22 protein-coding genes are annotated in these 26408 nt (G+C 71.6%); 9 read left to right on the top strand and 13 right to left on the bottom strand.

The window, feature by feature from the left end:
• Window positions 1–21 precede the first annotated feature (21 nt).
• From ACFC06_RS11910 to ACFC06_RS11940, 7 genes are all read right to left on the bottom strand, one after another.
• Window positions 22–2577: an ABC transporter permease gene (locus tag ACFC06_RS11910; protein ID WP_375929748.1), complete on the bottom strand. Its 2556-nt coding sequence runs from the start codon at window positions 2575–2577 to the stop codon at window positions 22–24.
• Window positions 2574–3350, bottom strand: coding sequence for an ABC transporter ATP-binding protein (locus ACFC06_RS11915; protein ID WP_375929749.1), 777 nt, complete (start codon window positions 3348–3350; stop codon window positions 2574–2576). Before ACFC06_RS11915 ends, ACFC06_RS11910 begins: the two co-directional genes overlap by 4 nt.
• Window positions 3351–3405: 55 nt before the next feature.
• On the bottom strand, window positions 3406–4320 hold the full coding sequence (locus ACFC06_RS11920; protein ID WP_375929750.1) for a hydroxymethylglutaryl-CoA lyase: 915 nt from the start codon (window positions 4318–4320) through the stop codon (window positions 3406–3408).
• Window positions 4317–4487, bottom strand: a complete 171-nt coding sequence (locus tag ACFC06_RS11925; RefSeq protein ID WP_336085865.1) for a hypothetical protein — start codon at window positions 4485–4487, stop codon at window positions 4317–4319. The genes ACFC06_RS11920 and ACFC06_RS11925 overlap by 4 nt, the downstream gene beginning before the upstream one ends.
• Window positions 4484–5695 (bottom strand): CaiB/BaiF CoA transferase family protein, encoded by a 1212-nt coding sequence (locus tag ACFC06_RS11930; RefSeq protein WP_375929751.1) that lies wholly within the window; start codon window positions 5693–5695, stop codon window positions 4484–4486. Before ACFC06_RS11930 ends, ACFC06_RS11925 begins: the two co-directional genes overlap by 4 nt.
• A gap of 147 nt (window positions 5696–5842) precedes the next feature.
• A complete protein-coding gene (locus ACFC06_RS11935; RefSeq protein WP_375929752.1) occupies window positions 5843–6775 on the bottom strand; it encodes a TauD/TfdA dioxygenase family protein in 933 nt (310 codons plus the stop codon).
• A gap of 100 nt (window positions 6776–6875) precedes the next feature.
• Complete coding sequence (locus ACFC06_RS11940; RefSeq protein ID WP_375929753.1) at window positions 6876–7646, bottom strand: deoxyribonuclease IV; 771 nt, start codon at window positions 7644–7646, stop codon at window positions 6876–6878.
• Between the two features lie 116 nt (window positions 7647–7762).
• Here ACFC06_RS11940 and ACFC06_RS11945 point away from each other — a divergent pair, with 116 nt between their 5' ends.
• The 3 genes from ACFC06_RS11945 to ACFC06_RS11955 all read left to right on the top strand — a co-directional run bounded on the left by ACFC06_RS11945 (window position 7763) and on the right by ACFC06_RS11955 (window position 12877).
• The gene (locus ACFC06_RS11945) at window positions 7763–8887 is read left to right on the top strand and encodes a serine/threonine-protein kinase (protein ID WP_375929754.1); all 1125 of its coding nucleotides are present in this window, start codon (window positions 7763–7765) and stop codon (window positions 8885–8887) included.
• A gap of 136 nt (window positions 8888–9023) precedes the next feature.
• Complete coding sequence (locus tag ACFC06_RS11950; RefSeq protein ID WP_375929755.1) at window positions 9024–10913, top strand: protein kinase; 1890 nt, start codon at window positions 9024–9026, stop codon at window positions 10911–10913.
• 2 nt (window positions 10914–10915) lie between these two features.
• Entirely contained in the window at window positions 10916–12877 is a 1962-nt protein-coding gene (locus ACFC06_RS11955) for a protein kinase (RefSeq protein WP_375929756.1), read from the top strand.
• An 8-nt stretch (window positions 12878–12885) separates the two neighbouring features.
• Here ACFC06_RS11955 and ACFC06_RS11960 read toward each other — a convergent pair whose 3' ends face one another.
• A complete protein-coding gene (locus ACFC06_RS11960; protein WP_375929757.1) occupies window positions 12886–13719 on the bottom strand; it encodes a GNAT family N-acetyltransferase in 834 nt (277 codons plus the stop codon).
• A 53-nt stretch (window positions 13720–13772) separates the two neighbouring features.
• Entirely contained in the window at window positions 13773–14060 is a 288-nt protein-coding gene (locus ACFC06_RS11965; RefSeq protein ID WP_375929758.1) for a hypothetical protein, read from the bottom strand.
• 256 nt (window positions 14061–14316) lie between these two features.
• On the opposite strand from ACFC06_RS11965, the gene ACFC06_RS11970 reads away from it, so the two are divergent.
• Window positions 14317–14955, top strand: coding sequence for a hypothetical protein (locus ACFC06_RS11970; protein WP_375929759.1), 639 nt, complete (start codon window positions 14317–14319; stop codon window positions 14953–14955).
• 50 nt (window positions 14956–15005) lie between these two features.
• Here the strand turns inward: ACFC06_RS11970 and ACFC06_RS11975 are convergent, their stop codons facing one another.
• Together ACFC06_RS11975 and ACFC06_RS11980 are read right to left on the bottom strand one after the other, a co-directional pair.
• Complete coding sequence (locus ACFC06_RS11975) at window positions 15006–16133, bottom strand: acyl-CoA dehydrogenase family protein (RefSeq protein ID WP_375929760.1); 1128 nt, start codon at window positions 16131–16133, stop codon at window positions 15006–15008.
• A gap of 9 nt (window positions 16134–16142) precedes the next feature.
• Window positions 16143–17315: an acyl-CoA dehydrogenase family protein gene (locus ACFC06_RS11980; protein WP_375929761.1), complete on the bottom strand. Its 1173-nt coding sequence runs from the start codon at window positions 17313–17315 to the stop codon at window positions 16143–16145.
• Window positions 17316–17504: 189 nt separating this feature from the next.
• On the opposite strand from ACFC06_RS11980, the gene ACFC06_RS11985 reads away from it, so the two are divergent.
• A complete protein-coding gene (locus ACFC06_RS11985; RefSeq protein ID WP_375929762.1) occupies window positions 17505–18332 on the top strand; it encodes a hypothetical protein in 828 nt (275 codons plus the stop codon).
• 90 nt (window positions 18333–18422) lie between these two features.
• On the opposite strand, the gene ACFC06_RS11990 is transcribed toward ACFC06_RS11985, so the two are convergent.
• Window positions 18423–19334: a hypothetical protein gene (locus tag ACFC06_RS11990; protein WP_375929763.1), complete on the bottom strand. Its 912-nt coding sequence runs from the start codon at window positions 19332–19334 to the stop codon at window positions 18423–18425.
• Window positions 19335–19581: 247 nt separating this feature from the next.
• On the opposite strand from ACFC06_RS11990, the gene ACFC06_RS11995 reads away from it, so the two are divergent.
• Genes ACFC06_RS11995 through ACFC06_RS12010 form a run of 4 tightly spaced genes read left to right on the top strand, consistent with a single transcriptional unit; the run spans window position 19582 to window position 22721 of the window.
• The gene (locus tag ACFC06_RS11995) at window positions 19582–20187 is read left to right on the top strand and encodes an alpha/beta hydrolase (protein WP_375929764.1); all 606 of its coding nucleotides are present in this window, start codon (window positions 19582–19584) and stop codon (window positions 20185–20187) included.
• Window positions 20188–20204: 17 nt separating this feature from the next.
• Window positions 20205–20594: a hypothetical protein gene (locus tag ACFC06_RS12000; protein WP_375929765.1), complete on the top strand. Its 390-nt coding sequence runs from the start codon at window positions 20205–20207 to the stop codon at window positions 20592–20594.
• The gene (locus ACFC06_RS12005) at window positions 20587–22020 is read left to right on the top strand and encodes a WXG100 family type VII secretion target (protein ID WP_375929766.1); all 1434 of its coding nucleotides are present in this window, start codon (window positions 20587–20589) and stop codon (window positions 22018–22020) included. The genes ACFC06_RS12000 and ACFC06_RS12005 overlap by 8 nt, the downstream gene beginning before the upstream one ends.
• The gene (locus ACFC06_RS12010; protein WP_375929767.1) at window positions 22017–22721 is read left to right on the top strand and encodes an ESX secretion-associated protein EspG; all 705 of its coding nucleotides are present in this window, start codon (window positions 22017–22019) and stop codon (window positions 22719–22721) included. The genes ACFC06_RS12005 and ACFC06_RS12010 overlap by 4 nt, the downstream gene beginning before the upstream one ends.
• A gap of 9 nt (window positions 22722–22730) precedes the next feature.
• Here ACFC06_RS12010 and ACFC06_RS12015 read toward each other — a convergent pair whose 3' ends face one another.
• Entirely contained in the window at window positions 22731–26336 is a 3606-nt protein-coding gene (locus ACFC06_RS12015; RefSeq protein ID WP_375929768.1) for an AAA domain-containing protein, read from the bottom strand.
• Between the last annotated feature and the right edge of the window lie 72 nt (window positions 26337–26408).

The raw sequence follows: 26408 nt of genomic DNA on the forward strand, positions 1-26408 counted from the left end.
GGCGGCCGCACCACCGCCCGTCTACAGATCCGCGATGGCCGCCAGCGGAGGCGTGCGCGCGGCCCGGATGCCCGGCCACACCGCCGCCAGCACACCCACCACCGCCGAGGCGATGAGCACCGTCACCAGCTGCGACCACGGGATGGTGATCTGGTCGATGCCCAGATCGCGCAGTGTGCGCAGGAAGCCGACGCCCAGGGCGACGCCGAGGACCAGGCCGACGATGGCGCCGAAGATGGCGATCAGCATGGACTCGAGGTAGATCGTGCGGCGCACCTGCGAGCGCTGGGTGCCGACCGCGCGGAGCATGCCGATCTCGCGGCGCCGCTCCACCACCGACAGCGCCAGGGTGTTGATGATGCCGAGCACCGCGATCACCACGGCCAGCGCGAGCAGGCCGTAGAGGATGGCGAGCAGGGTGTTGATCTGCTTGCCCTGCGCGCCCTTGAACTCCTCGTGGTCCTGAACCTGCACCACCACGAACGGCTCGGTGGCCTTCTCCAGATTCGTCCGCATGGCGGTGAGGTCGGCGCCCGGTGCCGCCTTGACCAGCACGAAGATATTGGTGCGCAGGCTGGGTGGCATCAGCTGTTCGTAGACACCCGGGTCCACGACCATCGGCCCGAGCAGCGGATTGTCGGCGTAGACGCCGCCGACGGTGAGCTCGAGCTTCTTGTTGTCGAGGCTGGTGATCTCGACCTTGTCGCCCAGCTTCCAGCCGTGATCGCCCGCTTCGGTCTCGGCGACCAGCACGCCGCGATCGGCCACGGTGGAACTGCCACCGATCATGTCGATGTCCATCACCGGGTCGATCGGGCCGTCCGGCGAGGTGGCCGCGAGCTGCTCCCCGTCGACCTTGAACGCGACCACGCGGATTCCGGTCACGTCGCTGATCCCGGGCACCTCGCTGCGCACCGCGTCCACCGCGCCGATCGGGGCGCCGATCATCTGCGGCCCGGCCAGTACGTATTCGGCCTTCACGCCCTTGTCGATGAGCACCCCGACGCTGGTCTTGGCCGAGGCGCCGAGAATGCCGATGGCCGAGACCAGCATGAGCCCGAGGGTGAGGGCGAAGGCGGTGGCGGCGGTGCGGCGCGGATTGCGCACGGCATTGTTGCGCGCCATCTGGCCGATCGCCCCGAACGGCCGGGTGAGCACGCCCAGCACGAGCACCATGGGCCGCGACAGCGCCGGTGCGGCGAGCAGCACGGCCAGGATGAGCCCGAGCGCGCCGAGCCCGACCGTCACCGCGGCACCCTTGCCGGTGCCCTGCGCGCCCACGTAGACGAGCACGCCACCGGCCACCGCCAGCACCGCGCCGAGCACGGTCCGCAGCCGCAGCGAGTCGCCCGCGCTGGCGAATTCCGAACGCATCGCCTCCACCGGCGGCACCTTCGCCGCCCGGCGGGCGGGGGCGTAGGCGCTGGCCACGGTGACGATCAGGCCGACCAGCAGCGCCACGATCGCGGTGCGCGGCAGCACCGTCAGCGAGCCGGTGGGCAGGCCGAGATCGAAGGCGTTGAGCAGGGCCGAGAGCCCGAAGGCCAGGCCGATACCGGCCGCCAGCCCGAGCGCGCTGCCGATCAGGCCGATCACCACGGCCTCCGACACCACCGACCGTCCGACCTGCGACCTGCTCGCGCCGATCGCGCGCAGCAGCGCCAGTTCGCGCAGACGCTGGGCCACGATCATCGAGAAGGTGTTGTAGATGATGAACGTGCCGACGATCAGCGCGATGGCGCCGAAGGCCAGCAGGAAGTAGTTGATGAAGGTGAGAGCTTCGGAGATCTGCTTCTTCATGTCCGCGCGGACCTCGTCGGCGTTCTGCACCTTGTAGTCGGGCAGGGCGGTGGCGAGACGGTCGCGCAGTTCGTCGGGCGAGGTGCCCGGCGCGGCGGCGATATCGGCATAGGCGACGTGGGTGCCGTCGGTGAACAGCTCGGTGGCCTGCTGCTCGGTGAACATCACCGCCAGCACGCCGCCGCCCTCGGTGCCGGGCATCTCGTAGATGCCGGTCAGGGTGACCTCGAACGGGTCGCCCTTGGACGGGATGAGCACCTTGGTCCTGTCACCGACCTTCAGCCCGGCCTTCTCCGCGCCGGTGGTGTTGAGCGCGATCTCGTTCGGCCGGGCGGGCGCGGTGCCCGCGACGAAGGTCTGCGGGTCCTCGACCGCCTTGTCCGGCGGCAGGTAGGACAGGCCGAAACTCGGCGCGCCGCCGGTCTGCACGGCCTTCTTGCCGTCGGGTTCGAGCAGCACGACCGGGCCGTTCACGCCCGGCGCCACCCGCGCGACACCCTCGGTCTTGGACAGGGCCGCGACGATATTGGTCGGCACACCCAGCGACTGCTGCGCCTCGGGCCCGACCCGCACGTCGACCCCCTGGGCCTGGCCCTCGAAGATGCTGTCGAAGGTGCGCTGCAGGGTGTCGGTGAAGACGAACGAGCCGGAGATGAAGGCGGTGCCGAGCACCACCGACAGCAGGGTCAGCGCCAGGCGCACCTTGTGCGCGGCGAGATTGCGCAGCGCGACCTTGCGCATGGGGTTGCCCCCACCGCGCGTGACATCGGCGCTCATTTGGTCTCCAGCGCCTTCATCCGGTCCAGCACCGAGTCCTGGGTGGGGTCGCGCAGTTCGTCGACGATGCGGCCGTCGGCGAGGAAGACCACCCGGTCGGCGTAGGAGGCCGCGCGCGGGTCGTGGGTGACGATGACGACGGTCTGGCCGAATTCGTCGACCGAGGCGCGCAGGATGGACAGCACCTCGCCGGAGGAGTGCGAGTCCAGGTTGCCGGTCGGTTCGTCACCGAAGATGATCTCCGGCTTGCCGACCAGGGCGCGGGCGCAGGCCACGCGCTGCTGCTGGCCGCCGGACAGTTCCGAGGGCCGGTGGTCGAGGCGGTCGCCGAGGCCGAGGCGCTTGACCACGGTGTCGAGCCAGTCCTGGTCGGGCTTGCGGGCGGCGATGTCGAGCGGGAGGGTGATGTTCTCCAGCGCGGTCAGGGTGGGGACGAGATTGAACGCCTGGAACACGAAGCCGATACGGTCGCGGCGCAGTGCGGTCATCTGCTTGTCGGACAGGCCGGTCAGGGCGGTGTCACCGATGCGGACCTCGCCGGAGCTGGCGCTGTCGAGGCCGGCCAGGCAGTGCATCAGGGTGGACTTGCCCGAGCCGGAGGGGCCCATGATCGCGGTGAACTCGCCCCTGGCGAACTCGGCGGACACCCCGTCCAAGGCCTTGACCTGCGTATCTCCCGTGCCGTACAGCTTCACCAGATCCAGCGCTGCGGCCGCGGGCTCGGTGACGGCCGCCGGGTCGACGGCCTCGGTCCCCATGGGGTGTGAAGTCATGGTGTCCAGTCTGGCGGGCGGTGGTGCGCTTCGCCATCCGGATTTCCCCCGAGACCTACCGGATGACCCAGTCGAAGGCCGCGGCCTCCGAGCGCGCGCCCTGCGCGGCGCGGGAGCGGTTCGGCTCGCCGAGATCGGCGAGCAGTTCCTCGGTGAGACCGACCAGGCTCGCCAGGCGCTCGGGGGTGAACCAGTCCGGGCGGGTGGCGAAGAGGATGTCCTCGGAGGCGGTGTTGCCGCTGGCGCCCGGCGCGAACGGGCAGCCGCCCAGGCCGCCGAGGGCCCCGTCGACCATGGACGCGCCCGCCGCGACGGCGGCGAGGGTGTTGGCCACGCCCATCCCCCAGGTGTCGTGGCCGTGGAAGACGATGCGGCGCGGCGGGGTCTGCTCGCGCACGGCGGTGACCAGGGCGCTCACCTGGCCGGGATGGGCCTGGCCGAGGGTGTCGGCCAGCACGATGTCGGCGGCGCCCTCGGTGCGTGGGTCGCGGGCGATGGCCAGCACGCGCTCGGGGTCGACCGGTCCGTCGAAGGGGCAGGTGAAGGCCGTCGCCAGGCACAGCTGGAGCTGTCCGCCCGCCTGCTCGGCGAGGCGGATGGCATCGGGCATGGCGGCCACCGAGGTCTCGGTGTCGCGGCCGATATTGGCCTTGTTGTGCGCGTCGGAGACCGAGAAGCAGTACTGGAAGTTGCGCGCGCCCGCCGCCGCGGCCTTGTCCACATGGCGCGGCGTGGCCACCCAGACCCAGCATTTCGCCAGTTCCTCCGGGGTGAGCGCGGCGATCAGCTCGAGCGAGTTGGCCATCGGCGGCACCAGATCCGGGCGGGCCATGGACCCGATCTCGAGCGCGGGCACACCGGCGGCCAGCAGCCGCCGGACCACGTCGACCTTCTGCTCGGTCGCCAGCACCTTGCCGGTGAGCTGCAGGCCGTCGCGCAGGGTGACATCGCGCAGCAGCGGTGCCGTCATCGCCGCTGCTCCGGCTCCTGATGCGGCACACACATGACCCCGCCGCAGGGCTTGTCCCCGACGCTGGCCGGGGTCGGGTGCACGGTCGGGCGCACATGGCCGGGGCCGCGCGGTTCCCACTTGCTGCGCACCGGCGGGCGGCGCCTGCCGTGTACTCGCCTCGTCACGATGCCTCCAGCGCGTCGATCTGGTCCTCGGTCATTCCGAGCAACCCGCCGAGCACCTCTCTGGTGTGCTCGCCGAGGTCGGGGCCGACATTCCGGATCGGCAGCGACTCGCCCCCGATGACCGGGACGATGCCGGGAAACCCCACCTGCCGGGGTTCGGGCTCGCCCACGTCGACGGGGAACGTCTGGATCATATTGCGTGCCCGATACTGCTCGTCGGCCACGATGTCGGCGGCGGTGTAGATGGGCCCGCACGGGATGGCCGCCGCGTCGAGCAGCTTCAGCGCTTCGTCGCGGGTGTGCCGGACGGTCCACTCCGCGATCGAGGCGTCGAGGCGCTCGCGATGACGCCAGCGGCCCGCGTTGTCGGCCAGCTCCGGATCGGCCGCCAGATCCGGCCGGTCGATGACCTTCATGTACCGCTGGAAGATGGCGTCGCCGTTGCCACCGATGATGATGCTGTACCCGTCGCTGGTCGGGTAGGCGTTGCTCGGCGCGATGCCCTCCATCCGGCCGCCGACCCGCTCCCGGGTGATGCCGTAGGCGAGATGATCCGGAACCAGCGACTCCATCACCGACAGGATCGACTCGTTGAGCGCCACATCGATGATCCGCTCGGCCTGCGGCACCGTTGCACCGACCCGCTCCCGCTGGAACAAGGCCATCACCGTGCCGAACGCGGCGTAGATGCCCGCGATCGAATCACCGATGGACACCCCGACCCGCACCGGCGGCCGATCCGGATCACCCACCAGCTCCCGCAGCCCACCCACGGCCTCGGCGACCGCCGCGAACCCCGGGCGCGCCGCCATCGGCCCCGTCTGGCCGTAGGCGGAGATCCGCGTGATCACCAGCCCGGGCTTGGCGGCCTCGAGCACCTCCGGCCCCAGCCCCCACTTCTCGAGCATGCCCGGGCGGAAGTTCTCCAGCAGCACATCGCACTGTTTCACCAGCTCGAGCACCACCGCCCGGCCCGCCTCGGTGCGCAGGTCCAGCACGATCGACTTCTTGTTCCGGTTGACGGTCCGGTACAGCATCGAGGTGTCACCCCCGTACAACCGCCAATTCCGCAGCTCGTCGCCCGTGCCGGGCCGCTCCACCTTGATCACCTCGGCGCCGAAGTCGCCCAGAATGCGTCCGGCCGTGGGCGCGGCGACATAGTTACCGAGCTCCAGAACCCGCACACCGTCCAACGGCCGAATACTCATGCTCTGAGTATGGCGGCTGGCGCCGCGGGTGTGCGGCCCCCCTATGCCTCGCGTCCGAGGGGCGATACTTCGGCTGCGCCGTGACGTCTCGCCCCTCGGACGCGAGGCGGGCCGCACACCGTGGTGGTTGCGGTCCGGTGTGACGATTTACGAGGCGAGGAGTTCTACGTCTTCGACCACGGAGTAGTGGTCGGCGTTTCCTTCGATGACGGTGCTCTGCTTGCCGTCGACGCCCACCGGGATGTCGCCGGCGAGGGTGATGCGGGTCAGGCGGCGGGGCTGGTCGTCGTAGTCGTCGATGGCGTAGTGCTGGGTGGCGCGGTTGTCCCAGATGGCGACGTCACCGTCGGCCCAGGTCCAGCGGGTGGTGTTCTCCAAGCGGGTGACGCGGTCCTGGAACAGGCGGAACAGCGCCTGCGACTCGCTGGTGGACAGGCCGACGAAGTTCTTCACGAAGTGGCCGAGCAGCAGCGCGCGCTCGCCGGTCTCGGGGTGCACGCGCACGACGGGGTGCTCGGTCTCGTAGTAGGTCGACTGGAATTCCGCGCGGTACTTCTCCGAGTTCGGCCGGATCGGCTCGACATTGCGCGCGGCGTAGTCGTACACATTGGTGTGCACCGCCCGCAGGTTCTCCGCGAGCAGCTTGAGCGACTCGGGCAGCGAGTTGTAGGCGGCGACGGTGGAGGCCCAGGTGGTGGAGCCGCCGTAGCTCGGCAGGTACTCCGCGCGCAGGATCGACGCCTTCGGAATCCGGTCGACGAAGGTCACATCGGTGTGCCAGGAGTTGGCCCGGCCGTTCTCGGAATCGATGGCCAGGCTCTTCACGCCCTGCGACGTCACCGTCGGGTGCGGGGTGGTGGGGCTGCCGAGCAGCGCGGCGAACTCGTGCTGCCCGTCCTCGGTGAGGTGCTGCTGACCGCGGAAGAAGATCACCTTGTGCTCGTTGATCGCGCGGCGGATGGTCGCGACGGTCGCCGCGTCCAGGTCACCGCCCAGCCGGACGCCGTCGACCAGGGCGCCGATGTGCGCGCCGAGCTTGGTCACCGTCACGGTGGCGGGGGTGGCGTGGTCGACCGTCATGGGATCACCTTCACTGTCTTCGATCGGTTGCTGATGTGCATCAAGCACACCGCGAAATCCGTTCGGCAGACAGGTTTTCCCTCCGGCTGATCGCAACCGCTCAGCCGAGGTTCTCCCGCAGGTAGGCCAGGTCCTCGGCGACACCTTCGGCCGGGGTCTCCAGGATGACGGGCGCACCCGCGGTCCGGCAGACCTCGGCCAGCAGTTGCGGGTCGATGGTGCCGTCGGCGAAATTGGCGTGCCGGTCGGCACCGGAGTCGAACTCGTCGCGCGAGGAGTTCAGGTGCACCAGGTCGATCCGGCCGGTGATCGCCTTGATCCGCTCGACCACCCCGACCAGTTCCTCCCCACCCGCCCACGCGTGGCAGGTGTCGAGACAGAAACCGGCGCCGTAGTCGCCGACGGCGTCCCAGAGCCGGGCGATGGAATCGAAATGGCGGGCCATGGCGTGATTGCCGCCCGCGGTGTTCTCGATCAGGATCGGCACGGCGAAACCGCCCTTGTCCTGCTGACGTTCGAACAGCTTGCGCCAGTTGTCGATTCCGGTGTCGCGCTCGGCGTCGGAACGCACGTGCCCGCCGTGCACGACCAGGCCGAACGCGCCCAGCTCGGCGGCGGCCTTCGCCTGCTGGGCCACCGCGTTGCGCGAGGGCATCCGCAGCCGGTTGTTCAGGCTGGCCACATTGATCTGATACGACGAGTGCACGACGACGTCGATCGGGCTGGCCACGATCTCGGCGGCCTTCGGGTGCGGCTGGGGTTTGTCCCAGCTCTGCGGGTCCACCACGAACATCTGGATGACCTCGGCGCCGAGCTTCTCGCCGAACCCGATCGGATCGCTCTCCTCACGAACGTGTGCTCCAATGCGCATGACCAAACCCTAAACCCCCGCACCGACAGGATCGGGGGATGTTGCACTCTGGGAGCTACCCGAGATACATCGGTAGAATTTCGACGGGTGCTCTGCCCTGGAGGGGGTGACTTCGCGTGTTGCGCAAAGGCGACGTGTTCGCCGGGTACACGATCCGGCGTGTACTGGGTCAGGGCGGCATGGGCGTGGTGTATCTGGCGCGTCATCCCCGGTTGCCCCGGCTGACCGCGCTCAAACTGCTCAGCCGTGAGCTGTCGGCCGATGCCGAGATCCGGCAGCGTTTCGAGCGCGAGGCCGATCTGGTCGCCCAGCTCGAGCACCCGAACATCGTCAACGTCTACGACCGCGGCACCGAGGACGACCAGCTCTGGATCTCCATGCAGTTCGTGGCGGGCACCGATGTGGCGACCGCCGACGTCAACGTGCTGACCCCGGACCGCGCCGTGCAGATCGTGAGCGAGACCGCGACCGCGCTGGACTTCGCGCACGCGGGCGGGGTGCTGCACCGGGACGTGAAACCGGCCAACATCCTGCTGGCCAAGCCGCCGATCGGCCGCCCGGAACGGGTGGTGCTCACCGATTTCGGCATCGCGGCCGTGCGCGACAGCGAGACCACCCTGTCCTCGGCGGGCACGATCACCGCCACCCTGGCCTACGCCGCCCCCGAGCAGCTCGCCGGGGCGCCGCTGGATCATCGCGCCGACCAGTACTCGCTGGCCTGCACGCTGTTCTGGATGCTGACCGGCTCGGTGCCGTTCCCCGGCCCGAATCCGGCCACCGTCATCCAGGCGCATCTGAACGCCCCGGTGCCGCCGCTGCGCAGCCAGCGCGGCGACCTGCCCGGCACCCTGGACGCCGTACTGGCCAAGGCCACCGCCAAACGGCCCGAGGCGCGTTTCGCCAGCTGCGCGGAGTTCGCGCAGGCCGCCAAGGCGGCGCTGTTCGCCGCGCCGGGTCCGTGGCATCACCGGCCGCAGCCCACCGCCACCGGCGTCGTCCTGCGCGCCCGCGAGCAGTATCCGCAGCCCACCGGCTACGCGCGGCCGAACACACCGCCGCAGCCCTATCCCCAGGTGTCCCCACCGCCACCGGTGACGCCCGCGCAGCCGCATCCGCATGCCGCGCGTCCGCCGTCGGCGCCGGGGCGCCGGGTCGCGCCGCGACCGGCGACCATCGATTTCCCCGGTGGGCGTAACCATCCCGGGTTCATCGTGCCGCCCCAGCCCCGTCGTCCGTCGTGATCGAGGCACCGGTCGGCGTCCCGATCGGCTGCTAAGGTTTCGTTGATTTTCCCGTGGCGGGCCACCCGGCCGCGGCTTTCGTGCTGTACGCGCGTGCGCTGGTGGGTCCCGGCGCACGGCGGGAAGTGGAGCAGACATGCTGGCCAACGGAGATGTCTTCGCCGGCTACGTCATCGAACGGCAACTCGGTCGCGGTGGCATGGGATCGGTCTATCTGGCCAAGCACCCCCGGCTACCCCGGATGACCGCGCTCAAGCTGCTCAACCGCGAGATGTTCTTCGATCAGGAGGTGCGGGCGCGGTTCGAGCGGGAGGCGGATCTGGTCTCGCGCCTGGATCATCCGAACATCGTCACCGTCTACGACCGCGGTCTCGACGACGAACAGCTGTGGATCTCCATGCAGTTCATCGACGGCGTCGACGCGGCCTCGGTGGACCCGCAGACGCTGCCGCCCGCCCGCGCGCTGCAGATCGTCAAGGAGACAGCCGACGCGCTGGACTACGCGCACGGCATGGGAGTACTGCACCGCGACGTGAAACCGGCCAACATCCTGCTCGCCCGCTCCGGCGCGGGCCGCGGCGAGCGGGTGTACCTCACCGACTTCGGTATCGCCCGATTGCGTGACGACACCGGCCATCTCACCCAGACCGGCACCTTCACCGCCACCCTGGCCTACGCCTCCCCCGAGCAGCTCACCGGCGCCGCGCTCGATCACCGCTCCGATCAGTATTCGCTGGCGTGCACCCTGTTCTGGCTGTTCACCGGCTCGGGTCCGTTCACCGCGACCAATCCGGCCGCGGTCATCCAGGGCCATCTGCAGCAGCCGCCGCCGCCGCTGAGCAATGTGCGGCCCGGCCTGCCCTACGCCCTGGACGCGGTGCTGGCCAAGGCCATGGCCAAGCGCCCCGACGACCGCTTCGACTCCTGTTCGGACTTCGCGACCGCCGCGCTGGCCGCGCTGAACAATCCGAGCTCGCCCGCCCTCCCGATCACCGGCCCGCGCCCCGGCACCGGCGGCGCGCATCCGCTGGCAGGCGGTCCGCAACCCGCCACCGGCGGCGCGTACCCGCAGACCGGCACCCCGCATCCGGCCACCGGTGGCGCCTACCCGCAGACTGGTGGCGCCTACCCGCAGACCGGCGGCCCGCGTCCCACCACCGGCGGCGCGATTCCGCAGACCGGCGGCCCGCGCCCGACCACCGGCGGCGCCATCCCGCACACCGGCTCGCCGTACCCGGTGGCCGCGCCGATGACCGGCGCGGGCACCCAGGGCCCGATGACCGCCAATCAGATGCCCACCCCGCAGTCCACGGGTGGCGCCCAGCATCCCTACACCCAGCAGTCGCGGCCGCAGTACCCGACGCCGCCCACCTCGCCGCCGAGCAACTTCGCCCAGTACCCGCAGGGCCCGCGCCCGCCGGGCAAATCCAACAACGGGCTGATCATCGGCATCGTCGTGGCGGTGCTGCTGGTGATCGTGCTGCTCATCGCGATCGGGGTGGCCGTCAGCGACGACAAGTCCACCACCACCGGCTCCACCACGACCAGCGTGGTGGCGGGCAAGCAGGTGACGCCGAACGCCGACGCGATCAGCGCCGCGTTCAGCCGGATGGTGCCCGCGACCGTCGACGGCGAGACCGGCTACAACCAGGCCACCTGCTGGGAGACCGACACCAACTACACCCCCTCGGCCAATGACGGCGACCCGGATTTCGGTGCGTGGGTGTGGCAGTGGCGCTGCTACGACGGCGGCGGCGGTTCCGGTGACGACCCGTTCTACCGGTTCTACGTCTACAACTCCGCCGCCGACGTGCAGGCGGTGATCAACGGCCTGCCGTCCAACACCAAGTCCACCGACAGCAACGGCGGCAAGCAGTACACCAACTACAAGTACACCGACAACGGGAACAAGATCATCACCCAGTTCACCGGCGATCCCGATCGCGCCCAGTTCCTGATGTTCACCGACGGTTACGGCGACCCCGACGACGTGCTGCGCTGGTGGCGCTCGGCACCGTTGAACTGACGATGCACGACGAGACCGGCGTGTTCGCCGGCTACACCATCGAGCGGCTGCTCGGCCGCGGCGGCATGGGTTCGGTCTACCTGGCCCGTCATCCGCGCCTGCCCCGGCGCACCGCGATGAAGCTGCTGAACCGGGAACTGTTCGGCGACAACGAGATCCGGGCGCGGTTCGAGCGCGAGGCGGATCTGGTCGCCCAGCTCGAGCATCCGAACATCGTGACCGTCTACGACCGTGGCGTCGAGAACGATCAGCTGTGGATCTCGATGCGCTACATCGAGGGCTCCGACGCGGCGTCGCTGCCCGTGCCGGTGGACCCGGCGCGGGCGGTGCGCATCGTCGCCGAGACCGCGGCGGCGCTGGACTTCGCGCACAGCCGCGGGGTGCTGCACCGGGACGTCAAACCGGCCAACATCCTGCTCGAGCAGGCGCACGGCGGCGAGCGGGTGTATCTCACCGATTTCGGTATCGCGCGCCTGCACGACGACACCGCCGCCAAACTCACCCAGACCGGAACCTTCACCGCCACCCTGGCTTTCGCCTCCCCCGAGCAGCTCTCCGGCATCGCCCTGGACGGTCGCGCCGACCAGTATTCGCTGGCCTGCACCCTGTTCCGGCTGCTCACCGGCACCACGCCGTTCGAGTCCGGCAACCCGGTCGCGGTCATCTCCGGCCACCTGCAACTCCCCCCGCCCAGTGCCCGCGCCCTGCGCCCCGAACTCCCGCCCGCCCTCGACGCGGTCATCGCCCGCGCCATGGCCAAGCGGCCCGCCGAACGCTTCGCCACCTGCGTGGAATTCGCCACCGCCGCCGAACAGGCCCTCGCCGGCGCCCACCCCTTCCCCGCCTCGGCCCCCACCCGCACCTATCCCCCGAACTCACCCTTCACCCCGGCCCCGGGCTACCCGATCCCGGGCACCGGCGGAATCCCCACACCGGGCGCCTGGCCCGCGCCAGGCCCCGAATCCTGGCCCGCGGGCGCGGTTTCCGGCCCCGGCCAGTCGTGGGCGGGCAACGGCCAGGCGCCTGGCAACTCCTGGCCGGGCGCCGGACAACCACCCGCCGACTCCAGGCCGGGTACCGGGCAAACCCCCGCTGCCTCGTGGGCGAGCGCAGGCTCGTGGCCGGGCGGGAATCAGGGCGTGCCCGGGGCGTGGGCGGGTTCCGGGCCGGGGCAGCACGTCCCCGGAAACGCGCGCGCGGGACAGCGTCTCGCCGACGCGGACGGGAACGGCTCGGGCCGGAAGTCGGTCGCCGAGTCCTACCTCGGCCCGAAACGGAAGTCACGCTGGCAGGCCACTCCCGGCGGGTGGATCGTGATGATCATCCTGATCGCGCTGGTCGTCCTGTTCGCCGTGAAGATCCTGACCATGCCCGCGGACGACAACGCCTCGGCCGCGGCGGCCAACGAAACCGTGGACAGCACAACCACTTCCGTCACCACCGTCGGCCGGCGGACCACCACCGCCGCGCCGACGACCGCCGACCGCGCGGTGATCGGCGCGAACGCGGCCCAGCTCAGCGACGAATTCCCGGGCATGCTCCCGCACACCACGGCCAGCACGCTGGTGCACGCGGGCTCCGGGCTGGGCAGCGCGGGCTGTTTCGCCTACGACCCGGCCACCGCCGGCCGCGATGGCGACGACGCCGACATGGGCGACTGGTCGGTCATGTGGCGCTGTTTCGGCGGCGGCAACAAGGCCACCTACGAGTTCTTCCTCTACCCGTCGGCCGACGCGGCCCGCGCGGCGGTCGCGGCCCTGCCCGCCAACGACGCCCGCCCCACCGTGCACACGGGACGCGACTACACGAACTTCGTCCTGCACGACAGCGCCGCGCGATCCCCACGCATGGTCACCCGCTTCGACGCCGACCCGGGCCGCGCCGCGATGCTCATGTACAGCCGGGGTTTCATCGCCGACGAGGCCGAGATGCTCGCGTGGTGGCACGCGGCGCCGCTGGTCTGAGCGCGGACTCACGCCGAGGCGGGAACCAGCCTGTGGTTCACGAAGTCACACACCGCCTCGAACCCGATGGCCCGGTAGATCTTGTTCGAGGTCGGGTTGGCCACGTCGGCGAACAGGCAGACCTCGGCGCCCTCGGCCCGGATCCGCGCCGCGACCGCCGCGCTCAGCGCGCTCGCGTAACCGTTGCCGCGCGCCGAGGGCGGGGTGTACACCGGACCGATCCGCGCCCAGCCGAACGCCTCGGTCTGCCGGGCGACGAACGCGCTCGCGACACCCTCGCGCTCCCACAACCACCACATCCCGGCCTCGATCTGCCGTTCGGCGACCGCACGGGAGATGCCGCGCGTGGATTCCGTCTCCGCCGCGAATTCCTGGGTCATCCGCAGACACCACGCGAGATCGGCGGCCGTCGCCGGACGGGGTTCGCCGGGGGCAGTGGGCTGGTGCGGGGTGTTCAGGGCGTAGAGGCGCGCGGTGTAGTCCGGGTGGTGGGTGCCGCCGGTGGTCGCCGACCAGTGCGCGAGGAAGGCGTCCACCGACTCGGCAGGTCCTTCGACACAGGTGAGCGGCCCGTCCAGGGCGGACAACGCGTCGGCCACGGCCGGAATACCCGGCGGCGGAACGGCGGCCAGGTAGGCGCGGCCGTCGGTGGTGCACTGGGCGATCCCGGTGACCGCAGCCGCGTCGTCACGGAGAGCGAGGAAACGAATCCCGCCGCTCTGATTGCGCAGCTGGCTGACGACACAGGTGGCCATGACCGTGTGGCGCAGCGGATCGGCGCGCAGGAAGGGTTCGGCCGCGGTCAGGAACCGGGCCGCGCCCGTGGTGATGTCGACGTGCACCCTGTCGACGGTAGGCGGCCCGGGCGGGGCTCGCAGCCGGTTTTCGGTGCCGCTCAGGGTGTTTCGAGCACGTCCCGATCGGTGCGTAGCTTCAGCAGGATCAGGCCCGCCGTGCAGGCCAGGATCAGGCCCGCGACGGTGATCTCCACGTGCAGCCCGGCCAGGCCGAGCCCGGCGCCGACGAGTCCGCCGACGAAGAACAACCAGCCCAGGACCCGGGCCACGACGACGAACCCACGGTTGCCCGACGCGGTCGACAGTGCCTGCTGCAACTGCGCCGCGGCGGCCGAATCATGGTTCATCGCCGCCTTTTCCAGCCGGGATGTCGAGTAAGCTCCCATCAGATTCTCCCTCGATGACGCCGATCAGATTCTTGCGTCGCGCAGCTTCGCGCGTTCAGGGGTTTCGTTCCGGGCGTCTCATGCGTAACTTTGCTCACACACGCTACGACTCGGGGACGCCGAACGCGCGCGACACGTCCCCACGACACGCCGAAGAGATCAATCCGATATGTGGACCGTCACCATTTAAAATGCGCTGTTTCGGCCGACCTGCACTACTGTGAGGCGACTCGAAGCCGACGAGGAGTAGTAGGCGATGGATGACAGCAGGGCCAAGATCGTAGGTCCGGCGATCGCTGTTGGCGCGGTGTCGCTCGGACTGATCATCATCGGTGCGTGCGGTGTCGGCCAGCAGGACGTCTATGTTCCGCCCCCGCCGATCGAGGCGGAGCTGGCGGTGGCACCGGCCCCGGTCGCCGACGAGCAGACCACCTCGACGAGCTCGACCATCTCGATCCCGCCGTCGCCGAGCTGGCGCATCGCACCGCAGATGTCACCGCGGAAACCGTTCAGCCTCAGCTCCACCGAGACCTCCCCCAGCGAACCGCCCGCCGAGGGCGAACCGACCGAGGGCTCCCGGCCGTCCGAGGCGACCACCGAATCGCACCCGCCCGAGACCACCACCGTCGAGGACCAGCCGGTGACCACCACCCGGCCCCGCGTCACCACCACCCGCCCCACCCCGACGCGCACCGTCCCGCCCCGCATCACCACCCCGCTGCAGATCCCGACGCCGGACGACGAGGACGAGGAAGTCACCATCCCCGACTTCCCACCCACCCACGCCTACGACCACGCGACGACCGATCCCGCCGACACCACACCCCGGCCCACCCCCACCCGCATTCCCCTCGCCCCCACCGAGGCGACCACCACCCCGCGCGCCGACGGCTGACAGCACGATGGTGCGCACCCGAGCCGGGCACGCACCATCGGTACCGAACGCTAGAGCTGCGGCAGATCGTAGGAGCCGACCCGGTCGGCCAGCACCCGGCGATGTTCCAGCGCGCCACCGAGGGTCTGCCCGATCGCGGTCAGCCGGGCGACGTAGTGGCTCACCGGATATTCCGCGGTGACGCCGATACCGCCGTGCATCTGCACCGCCTCCTGCCCGATGTGCTCGGCGGACTTGCCGATCTGCAGCCGCGCGCGCGAGGCCACCACCGGGTCGTTGCCGCCGTCGGCCAGCGCCGCGGTGGCGTAGAGGCTCATGCTGCGGGCCAGTTCCAGCGAAACGTAGCAGTCGGCCGCGCGCTGGGTGAGCGTCTGGAACTTCGAGAGCGTGACGCCGAACTGCTTGCGAGCCTTGAGGTATTCGGTGGTCAGCGTGAGCGCGATCTCCATCGCGCCCACCGACTCCGCGCACAGCGCCGCCTGCGCGTAGCCCTGCACCAGCGCGATCTGCTCGGCCGCGTCGACGGTGTCGCCGAGCAGTTCGCCCGCGGCGCCGTCGAGTTCGACCTGGGCGCCGCGGCGCCCGTCGAAGGTGCGGTAGGTCCGCCGGACCACCCCGGCACCGGTCGGGTCGACCAGGAACAGCCCCACCCCGCCGCCCGGCAGCACCGCGCTGACGATCAGCTCGTCGGCGCAGTCACCACGCAACACCGGATTCTTCACGCCGGTCAGCGTGTAGGAATCGCCCTGACCGCTCGCGGTGGTGGCGAGTTCGGTGGACGGCCAGCGCTTGCCCGGCTCGGTGTGGGCGAAGGCGAGCAGCTTCTCCCCCGCGGCCAGCGCGGGCAGCAGCCGGGACCGCTGCTCGGGACTGCCGACCAGTTTGAGCAGTTCGGCCGGGATCACCACCGCGTCCAGCACCGGTTCCGGTGCCAGCGCGCGGCCCAGTTCCTCCTGCACGAGCATGGCCTCGACCGGGCCCGCGCCCGCGCCGCCCTCGTCCTCGTCGATGGTCAGGCCGAGCACGCCCAGGTCGGCGAGCTGCTTCCAGACGGTGCGGTTCCAGCCGGGGTCGGTGTCACCGGCCTTGGCCAGCGCCTCGCCGTCGTAGAAACGGCGCAGCAGATCGCGCACGGTGTCGCGCAGCATCGTCTGTTCTTCGGTCAGTGCGAGATCCATGGCAGCGCCTCACAATCCGAGGATCGTGGAGGAAATGATCGAGCGCTGGACCTCGCTCGAGCCTCCGTAGATGGACACCTTGCGGTAGTTCAGATAGCCGGGGCCGCTGTGCTGGGCCCACGGCGGGGAGGCGATGCCCTCGGCGTCCACCGGCAGCGCGTCGGCGCCGGCGATGTCGAGCAGCAGTTCGGTGGCCGCCTGCTGCAGCTCCGAGCCGCGCAGCTTGAGCACCGAGGACGCCGGATTGGGCTTGCCGTCGGCGGAATTGGACACCACCCGCAGCTGGGTGAGTTCCAGGGCCAGCAGCTCGTTCTCCAGCTCGGCCACCCGGGCGGCGAAGACGGGATCGTCGAGCAACGTGCCGTGCCCGGTGCTCACCGAGCGGGCGTGGTCCTTGGCCAGGCCGATCTTGACCTTGGTCTTGCCGACGCCGGTGATGGAGGTGCGCTCGTTGCCGAGCAGGAACTTGGCGTAGGTCCAGCCCTGGTTCTCCTCGCCGACGAGCTGGTCGGCGGGCACCCGGACGTTCTCGAAGAACACCTCGTTGACCTCGAAGCTGCCGTCGATCAGCTTGATCGGGCGCATGGTGACACCGGGGGACTTCACGTCGAAGAGCAGGAAGGAGATGCCCGCCTGTTTCTTGGGCGCGTTCGGGTCGGTGCGCACCAGGCAGAAGATCCAGTCGGCGTACTGGCCCAGCGTGGTCCAGATCTTCTGGCCGTTGACGATGTAGGAGTCGCCGTCGCGGATAGCGGTGGTGCGCAGCGAGGCCAGATCGGAGCCCGCGTCGGGTTCGGAGAAACCCTGGCACCACCAGATGTCGAGCGCGGCGGTGGGCGGCAGGAAGCGCTGCTTGAGCTCCTCGGAACCGAACTGGGCGATGACCGGGCCGACCATCGAGGCGTTGAAGGTCAGCGGCTCGGGCACCGAGGCCAGCTGCATCTCGTCGAGCCACAGGTGGCGCTGCATGGGCGTCCAGTCCTTGCCGCCCCAGGCCACCGGCCAGTTGGGCACGGCCAGGCCGTGGTCGTTGAGGATCTTGTTGGCGGTGACGATGTCCTCGCGGGACAATTCGTGTCCGTATTTCACCCGGTCGCGGATCTCGGCGGGGATCTCGGTGCGATAGAACTGCCGGAGCTCGTCACGAAAAGCGAGCTCTTCGGGGGACAAGGCCAGCTTCATACGGGTCTCCCAGCGTCTCGTAGCCGTCGAGGGAAAACCTACCCCTTGGTAAACCCGGATGTCGACTACATCACACCCATCGCACGCCCGGCTCGGCCGCGTCATCGGTGGTCTACGGGCCCGCCGACGACCTGGTACGTTGCCAGACGGGCCGGGGAACCGGCGCGGAGCATCCATCGAGGAGTACGGGTGAACGGCAGATCCATCGCAGGTAGGGCGGCGACGGTCACCGCGGCGAGCATCGGCGCCCTGGCGCTGCTGACGGCACCGGCGAGCGCCGCGCCACTCGAGGACGGCCTCACCCACCTCACCGAGATCGCCGGGGAGGACACCGCCGCCCGGGCCGGGGTCGGCGCGCTGACCAGCTTCACCGAGATCGTCGGCGGGGACGCGCTGCGCGAGGTCGCGGCCCAGTTCACCCCCTTCAGCTACGCCGCACCGACTTTCGGCTGCGGCAGCAACGGCCCGATCACCACGATCATCGCCGCCGCCACCTACGAGGGCCCCGGCCCGCGCGACGAATTCAGTCTCACCCCCGGTGACATGCGCTTCAGCGCGAGCCCGCGCCATTCCGGTGTGCCGCTGGCCTCGGGCCTGAGCGTGGCCTGGGTGAATGTGAACACCGGGCACAGCGGCATCGTCGCCCTCGACGACCAGACCGAATACCACCTGCCCTCGCTGTCGAAGACCGTGCACACCGGTGCCGGAACGGTGATCGCCTCCATGTGGGGCGCCATCGACTACCCGGGCGCGCGCTGCGTGATGACCCCGACCGTGGGCACCTTCGTGGTCCCGGATCTGCCGGTCCAGCAGACCGAGGCCCCCGCGGCCCCGCCCACCCCCGAACCGATCAGCCCCGGCTCGGGCGAATCGAACTCCGGCGGACCGAACACCTCCAAGGCCCCGGCACCCGAAACCCCCGCTCCCGCACCGGCTCCGGCCCCCGCGGAGACGACCACACCTTCGCCGGCGCCGGCCGCACCGAGCGCGCCGTCGGCCGTGACCGTCGACGGCTGACCGCCCCAGCCACTCATCGTCGGCGGCCGGCGAGCCATCGCGTTTGGTAGCGCCCTGGAACCGGTTGCCGCGCAGACGATCCCGAGTGGTTCAGCCCTGGGGGTGGATGCGCAGGACGGTGCCCTCTTCCGAACCCGCCAGCAGCGCCGACGGATCGGCCGGATCGGCGACCACCGCGGTGAGCGGCTGGGTGGACAGCACAGTGCAGGCCGTGCCCGTGACCGGGTCGACGCGCACGAGGTGCCCTGCCAGGGTCGTGACGTAGAGGTCGCCGTCGCGCACGACCAGGTCGTCGACGAAGTCGGGCAGGGAGCCGAGCGAGGTCAGGTCGGCGATGGTGGTGCTGTCGGCGGGGTCGGTGCGCGACAGGCGCAGCACGCGCCCGACGGGACCGGACCCGGCGACGAAGTTCGCGGTGACGTAGACCGAATCACCGGACACGGCAATGCCGTTGGGGCCGTCGACGGCCACGTCGGCCCACCAGTCCATGTCCTCGCTGCCGTCGCGACGCAGGCGGTGCACGCCGTCGGAGGCGGTGACGTAGAGGTTGCCCGCGTCGTCGAAGGCGGCACCGTTGGGGTGCGCGAAACCGGTGGCGAAGGAGGTCGGGGTGGGGTCGGCGGCGGCCGGGTCGAAGCGGACGATGCCGCCCGCGCCCGCCAGCGGCGAATTGCCGGTGACCACGTAGAGCAGCCCGTCGGGGCCCAGGCGGACCGCGCCGGGCGAGGGCACCGCGACGGTGCCGGTGAGCCTGCCGTCGCCGTCGTACCGCTGCACCTCACCGCGCATGACCCGGGCGACCCACAGGTTCCCGGCGCCGTCGATGCCGAAGTTCTCCGACCAGTCCAGCAGCGGCACGGCCGACCGGATGGCGATGTCCTCGCGGGCCTGCGCGCAGGAGGCCACCGGCGCCGCGCTCGCGGTCCCGGTGCCGATCGAGGCGGTGGTCACCACGGCCGCGCCGACGACGACGTGGGCGACGCAACGACGGATCGACAACATGCACAAACCTCGACTCTGTTGACTCAGTTCGACGCGGGAAGTGTAGCGGCTCCGGCGCATCGATGGTGAGCGCACTCTGCACTCCGGATCAGCCTCGCACGCGGCAGCTTGCACGGCGAGTCCCGCACGGACTGATCTTGTCGCACAGGATGATTCGGCAGCCGGGCCGCTGTGTCACAAGAGCGCGTCCCGAAATCCGGTGCACTGCCCCTACGCTCACCGCGGCCCGGACGGCCATAATCGAGCGGTGCCCTCTTTCGACAGCGCCCGCGGCCGCCTGCACTACCGGCGGTGGTCGCTCGCGCGGCCTGCGGCCACGGTGGTGCTGCTGCCGGGCACCGGCCAGCACAGTGGGCACTACCACCAGTTCGCCGCCGCGCTGGGCCGGGCCGGGATCGAGCTGTGGGCCCTCGACACCGCCGGGCAGGGCTTGAGCGAGGGCGATCCGGACGCGCCGGGCACCCTCGACGAGCTCGCGGGTGATGCCCGCAGACTGCTCGCCCTGGCACACGCCGCGCACGAGCGCGCGCCGGTGCTGATGGGCCATTCGCTCGGCGCGGCCACCGCGCTGACCGTGGCGGCCACGGCGCCACCCGATCTCGCCGGACTCGTGCTCTGCGGCACTCCACGCCGCGGCACCGAGATCATCCCGGACCCCGCGCGAGCGGTCCTCGCGGTGCACGGCGTGGACGATCGGCGGGCGCCGATCGATGTGATCCGGCTATGGACAGCGCGCCACGGATCGGTAGATTTGCGCGAGTACGCCGACGCGGGCCACGACCTGCTGCACGAACCGGTGCGAGGGCGCGTGGCGGCCGATATCGCGCAGTGGGTACTCGCCACGCGGCGATGACGACGAAGGGGGAAACGGTGCAACCGAATCGAACGGGGCTGCCGAACACGGCCGCACTGGGCACGGCCGTCGACGAGGGCGGGCTGTGGATCGACGGCGTGCTGGTGGCCGACGGCGCACCCGAGCGGTGCGCGCTGCGCTACGAGCGGCTGGCCGACGCGGTGGAGGCCCAGTTGCAGGTCCTCGGCGCGGCGCAGACCCTGCCGGGCTTCGGTGGGCTGGCCTCCGGCGCCGCGCTGCGCACCGGCTTCGAGTCCAAGACCGGGGACGCGCTGGATCAGCTGCGGGCCTACGCGCGCACCGCGCGCGAGCTGGCCACGGTGTTCCGCGCGGCCGGTGCGGCCTACCGCGAGAACGATCAGGCACTGGCCGCCGCGCTCGACCGCCAGGGGGACGGCCATGCGTAAGCTCTCCGGCACCGATCCCGACTACGCGCCGGTGGTCGAGGTCTTCGACAATCTCTCGCACGCCGAGATCCACCAGGCCGTGCAACAGCTCGACCCGGCCGCCCTGGCCGCCGCGGGCGACGCCTTCCTGACCACCGCCACCGGGCTCGGCGACGAGGTGGACAACGCGCACGGCGAGATCCGCGCGGCACTGGCCGACGGCTGGCGCGGCGGCGCCGCCCAGCAGGCGGTGGACGCGGTGAGCGAGTTCGAGCAGGCGGGCAGGCGCATCGCCGATGTGCTCACCGCCGTCGGCGTGCGGCTGGCCCGCGCGGGTGACGCCGCCGAATCCGTGCGCGCCGCCATCGCCGAACCCGATGCGGCGCAACCTGATCCGTCCGCGGCGCTGCTGGACTCCCAGCAGGCCGCCGACAACGCCACCCTGGTGCGCGGGGCCGAGAACGCCCGGCTCGACGCGGTGCGGGCGATGGAGACCATCTACGGCGGCGCCCTGGTACCGACGGGCTCGGGCGTGCCGTCGTTCCCCGTCCTCGACACCGCGGCGGGCACCGCGCCCGGCACCGGCACCACCCTCACCGGCGCTACCCCGGCGGTCATGCTCACCGGCGCGAACCCGTCCGCGGCGGACCCGTCGACGACCACCACCGGCGAGACCCAGGTGGCAGGCGTGGTCACCGTGCTCCCCGCCGACACCACCGCACCCACCCAGAGCCAGCCGCAGACCCCCTCGACCACCCCGGCGACGACTTCCGCCCCGGGCACGGTCACCGCTGCCGCCGCGCCGACCGTACCGGCCACCACCCGGCCGGGCGGCGTGGTCACCCCGTCCGCCACGACCTCGACCGCGGGCAACGGAGCGTCCACCGCAACCCCCGGCACCCTCGCGGGCTCGCTGCCGGGCGTCGACTCCCGCACCCGCCGCGACCGCTCCGGGAAACCGGCCGGCACCTCAGGCACCGGCGCCCCCGTCGACTCCGACGGTGCCCCCACGACGCCGGTCCTCGGCGCCGACACGACACCGGAACACGGCACCACGCACCCGGCATCACGCCCCGGCGATGCCACCGTGACCGCCGGAACCTCGCCCGCCACCGGCACGTCGGGTGACGACACCGGCACCGCCGCCACCGACGCGCGGCCGGAGCGCGACGCCACCGGCGCCGGGGGCGAGGCCGCGGCGGGGATGAGCGCGGGCGCGATCGGCGGGCTCATGGGTGGTGCCATCGCCGCCGACAATCAGCGCTCGCCCGGCGGCCCCCGCCATCCCGCGCCGCCGGAGGAACCCGACGACGAGGACGACGAGTTCCTGCGGTTCCTGGACGAGGAACCGACCTACCTCGAGCCCGCCGACGAGGTGAACGCCCTGATCGGCCGGATGGAGCCGACCAGTCCCGCCGTGCTCGGTGAGTGGACCGAACGCGAGTGAACTGGCATGTCACCCCGGACCAGTTCGCGCTGGCCTGGGCGCGCGTCGACGGCGACCGGATCCCGTATCCGCTCGCCGTCCGCGCGTCGGCTCGCGACACCGTCGAGCGCGCCGCGCAGCAACCCGCGCTCGACGCCTGGTGCGCCCGCGTACTCGACGCCGATCTCTCGGCCGCGCTGCGGGTGCTGGCCGATCCGGAGATCCGCGTCGAGGTCTGCGGCCGGACCACCGTCCCGGTGCGCATGCTCGGTGCGGTGAGCGCCGATATCGCGGTGCTCGCGGTGCAGGAGCCCGGCAGCGCCGAGGATCGCGGCGGCACGGTCCACGTGCAGGTCGGCAGCACGAGACGGCTTGCCGCCCAGATCTTCTCGCGGATACCCGCGCAGCGGCCAGGCAGTCTGCCGCGGCTCGGTGCCCCGGTCGCCAAGGTCCGCGAGGACAGCCGCGATCTGGTCACCGCGCCCGTCGCGGGTCCCTCGGACGCGGCGCGCGTGCGGCGGCTGCTGCAACGCCCGCGCACCGGCATCGGCCAGATCCTGGTCGCCGCGGGCCGCGAGAAGGACCCGTCCGGGGTGCTGTCGTGGATCGATGTCACCGGTGACGGCCGCTACCTCGTACACACCGCCCACCGGGTCGACATCACCCCCGCCACCGCCGAATCCTCCGTCGACTGGCTGCGTCACCTGCTGCGCAACGTCTGATCCCTCCGGCTACGCGGTGGGTTCGGTTCCCAGACGGAGGAATCCGTTGAGGGCCGAGAGTTCCTCCGGGGTGTCCGGGAGGTATTCGGTGAGCAGCGGGGAGCGCAGGATGATCGCCTTCCACATCGCGCGGCTCAGGGTCGCGTGGATGACGGTGGGCGAGAGCAGGGCCCGCATGCCGAAGGGGGCGTCGGCGGGGGTCGAGGTGGTCATCGACAGCAGCACCACCGCCGCCTCACGCCCGCGGAACCGGTCGGGGGTGCCGACCAGGACGTCCTCGATCTTGGCTCGCGCCAACAGGGTCCGGATGCGGGCCACCTGGGCGGCGTAGGGGGCGACCACGAATACGTCGTGCGGGTGCAGTTTGCGGGTGCGCCCGGCCGAGGTCCAGGTCTCGCCGAGCAGCAGGCGCACCCGGCGCACCACCTCGCGGGCCTCGGCGTCGGCCTCGGTGGCATTGCCGCGATGTTCGACGAGCACGGTGCTCACCCCGGGCGCGATCCCGGCCAGATCGCGGGCGAGGGTGACGGTTTCGCTGGCGCGCAGCTTGCCGTCGTAGCAGCCCGCCGACACCGGCGCGCACACCGCCGGGTGCATGCGCCAGGTGCGGTCGAGGAAATAGCCGTAGGTGGCGGGCAGCGTGCGCGCGCCGTCGCACAGCCAGCCCAGCGCCGAGACCTGCACGGGCAGTGGGTGCGCCGCCTGGGCACGCGGGGGCTGCGGGTCGCCGACGAGCAGCAGATTGCGCGCGCTCACCGCCACCGCGACGGTGTCGGGGACCGAGGTCTCGCCCGCGTCGGCGATCACCAGCAGGTCCAGGCTGCCGGGCAGGATCAACGCGTCGTCGACGAAATCCGCCGGGGTACCGCCGATCACGCAGCCGTTGACGGCATTGTCGAGGAAGCGCGGGTAGCGCGCGGCGTCGATGGCCGACCATTCCGGGCCCACCGAGGCCACGTCCTTCTTGGCCACCAGTTCGGGCAGCAGGCCCGCCTCGACCACCGCGTCGAAGATCCGCTCGATCACCGCGTGCGACTGCGCCACCACACCGACCCGCCACCGGTGCCGGGTGACCAGCCGCTCGATGGCATGGCCGAGGGTGCCGGTCTTACCGGTGCCGGGCGGTCCGTGCACGGCCAGGTAGGACGATTCCAGCGCGCCCACCGCGGTGGCCAGCGCGGCGGCCGGATCACCGTGCACCTCGGGCAGGGCCATGCCCTCGCGCAGGCGGGGCGGGCGGCGAAGCAGCAGGTCGTAGACGGCGTTCTCGGGGACCCTGGGCAGGGTCACCAGCAGGTTCTGGGCGGTGGACTCGAGCGCGGCCTCGATCTCGGCCTCGCCGTCGGGCGGGCCGGGGGCGATGGCGGCGGGCAGGTCGTCGTAGGACGGGCAGCCCGCGGGCAGCAGTTCCTCCAGGCGGACGGTGTCGTCGAAGTCGGCGTCGATCGCGCAGCCGAGCACGGTGGCGGTGGCGGTGGCACGGCGGCCCAGGGTCTGGGTCATGCCCGCCGCGGCGGCGCCGTCGTAGATGGTGACCATCTGGGTGCCGGGGGTGAGGGTGGCGCCGGTGCCGAGGCGACCGGTGAGGGTCAGGTAGCGGCGCATGGTCGGAAGTTGGGGTGTGCGATGCCATTTGGTGTCGACGGTGCCGCGGTCGGCGATGAGCACGCCGGGCTCGTCGGCCCATTCGCCGACCGGGAGGCCGAGCCGGTCGATGTGCGCCCACCAGCGCGGCTGACGTTCGCGCCGGTGGTAGCCGAGCACGGCGGCGGTGAGCGCGGCGGCCCTGGCGGCGTCGCCGGTGCCCTCGGCGGCGAACTCGGTGAGCGCGGCCTCGAGCGAACCGGTGCGCAGCGAGGGCGGGAAATCGGCGGCGGCCACGGCGAACCGGCTGCCCGGCACCTCGATGCCCGCGCCGGCGGCCCGGTCGAGCAGCCAGTCGCGCAGCGCGAGCACGGTGGCCGCGCGGCTGTGCGTTCCGGGCAGCAGGGCGGCCAGACCGGTGATGTCGTAGGACTGTTCGCCGATCAGCACGGCGGTGCGCACGATCGGCGCGAGGTCGACCAGGGCACCCGCGGCCAGCAGCGCGTCGAGCAGATCGGCGCCGGCCCCGACCCGGCCGGACCAGTCCAGCAGCGCGGTGCGCACGGCCGAACCGTAGTGGTAGACACGCACGTCCGGGTTCGCCGCGCGGTGTTCGGCGATGATGTCGAGCAGTTCGTCGAGCAGCGCCGCGTCGGCCACCGGCGGGACCTCGGGCCGGTAGACGACGGCGCCCGCGTCGGCCAGTTCCACGGCGCGCACGACGCCGTGGTGGTCGAGGTCGATGATCAGGGCCAGGTCGTCGGGGCACGGCGCGGGCAGAGCGCCCAGCACGGTCGCGTCGCGCAGCGCGAAGGTCGGTTCGCCGGTGCGTTCGCGGTGCAGCTGGATCTCGGCCTGACGGCGCAGGGCGTGCACGGTGCGCGGGGTCAGGCCCGGCACCGGGGTGCTGGTGGTGGCCAGCCGGTCGACGGTGAGCACGCCCGCTTCGCGCAGCCGGGCGCGCTGGGTGGGCCGGATTCCGGCCACCAGCAACAGGTCCCGCGCCGTGGCCACGGCCGTGCGGCAGATCGGGCAGTGTCCGCAGGCCAGGTAGCGCGGGTCGCCCCACTGCACCGGCAGCAGCTCGGCGAGCTTGTCCTCGATGATGTGCTCGACGCGCGCCCGCCGGGCCCGGTACAGCGGCGTGAGTTCGGCCGCCGCCGTGCGCTCTTCGCCGTGCGGGCCCGAAAGATACGCGACCGGATCGACACTCGCCCCCAGCGCCGCGAGTTCCTCAGCCACGGCGGCGAATTCGAGCCGCGCGCAGAGAGCCTCGAGCACCGGATCGGCGGGCGCCACCTGCACCGACGCGGCCACCCGCTCGAAGGGCGTCCGCCCCGCGACCACTTCCCGCCGCAGCGCGCGAGCCCCATCCACGTTGCCGAGATCGCCCGAACGGGTATCCGCCCGGACGGAACCAGTTGCCCGAGAAGGACTCTCCGCATCGAACCCGCCGCGCCGGTCGGTGTCTCGCACCGTCGCGCCGGGTGAGTTGCCCCAGGGGCGCTGCTCGGAGTCGCGCGGTCCGCCGTCGCCCGCCGGGGTGCCCGGCCGGTCCACCCTGCGCCCGTCGGACGCGGCACCGACCATCGCCGGGTGACGCAGGCCGGCGGGCAGCCGGACCGTGTCGGAGCCGATGGACGCGTACATGGTGTAGCGGGGGCCGTCGCCGGTGCGCAGCAGAAGGTCGACCCCGCAGGCGAATCGGCCGTCGAAGAAGACGGCGCCGACGATCGCCTCGGCGCCGGCGCGGACCGCGTCGGCGGTGCAGGTGGCGGCGATGGTGAGCGCGGCGATGCGGGCGGCCGGGTCGGCGCCCGGGATCTCCGGGGACGGGATGCGGGTCAGGCGGGAACCGAAGTGGGCCGGCAACTCCGGAGCAGGCGGGCGCGAGCGCAGCAGCGGCGCAAGGGAGTCCGGTACGGCGGGCAGGTTGCCCAGGGCGGCGTCGACGGCCCGCAGGAGCGCGAACTCGCAGTTCGCCGCGCGTGCGAGATCGCCGACGGCACCGACCACCCGATCACCGGACACGAACAACCGCGGCCCTCCTGTGTTCACGCACACCCGACGGCAACACCTTAACCAGCGTCGCGGGCGACCAGG

This window comes from Nocardia sp. NPDC056064 (assembly GCF_042266925.1).
Classification (GTDB): Bacteria; Actinomycetota; Actinomycetes; order Mycobacteriales; family Mycobacteriaceae; genus Nocardia.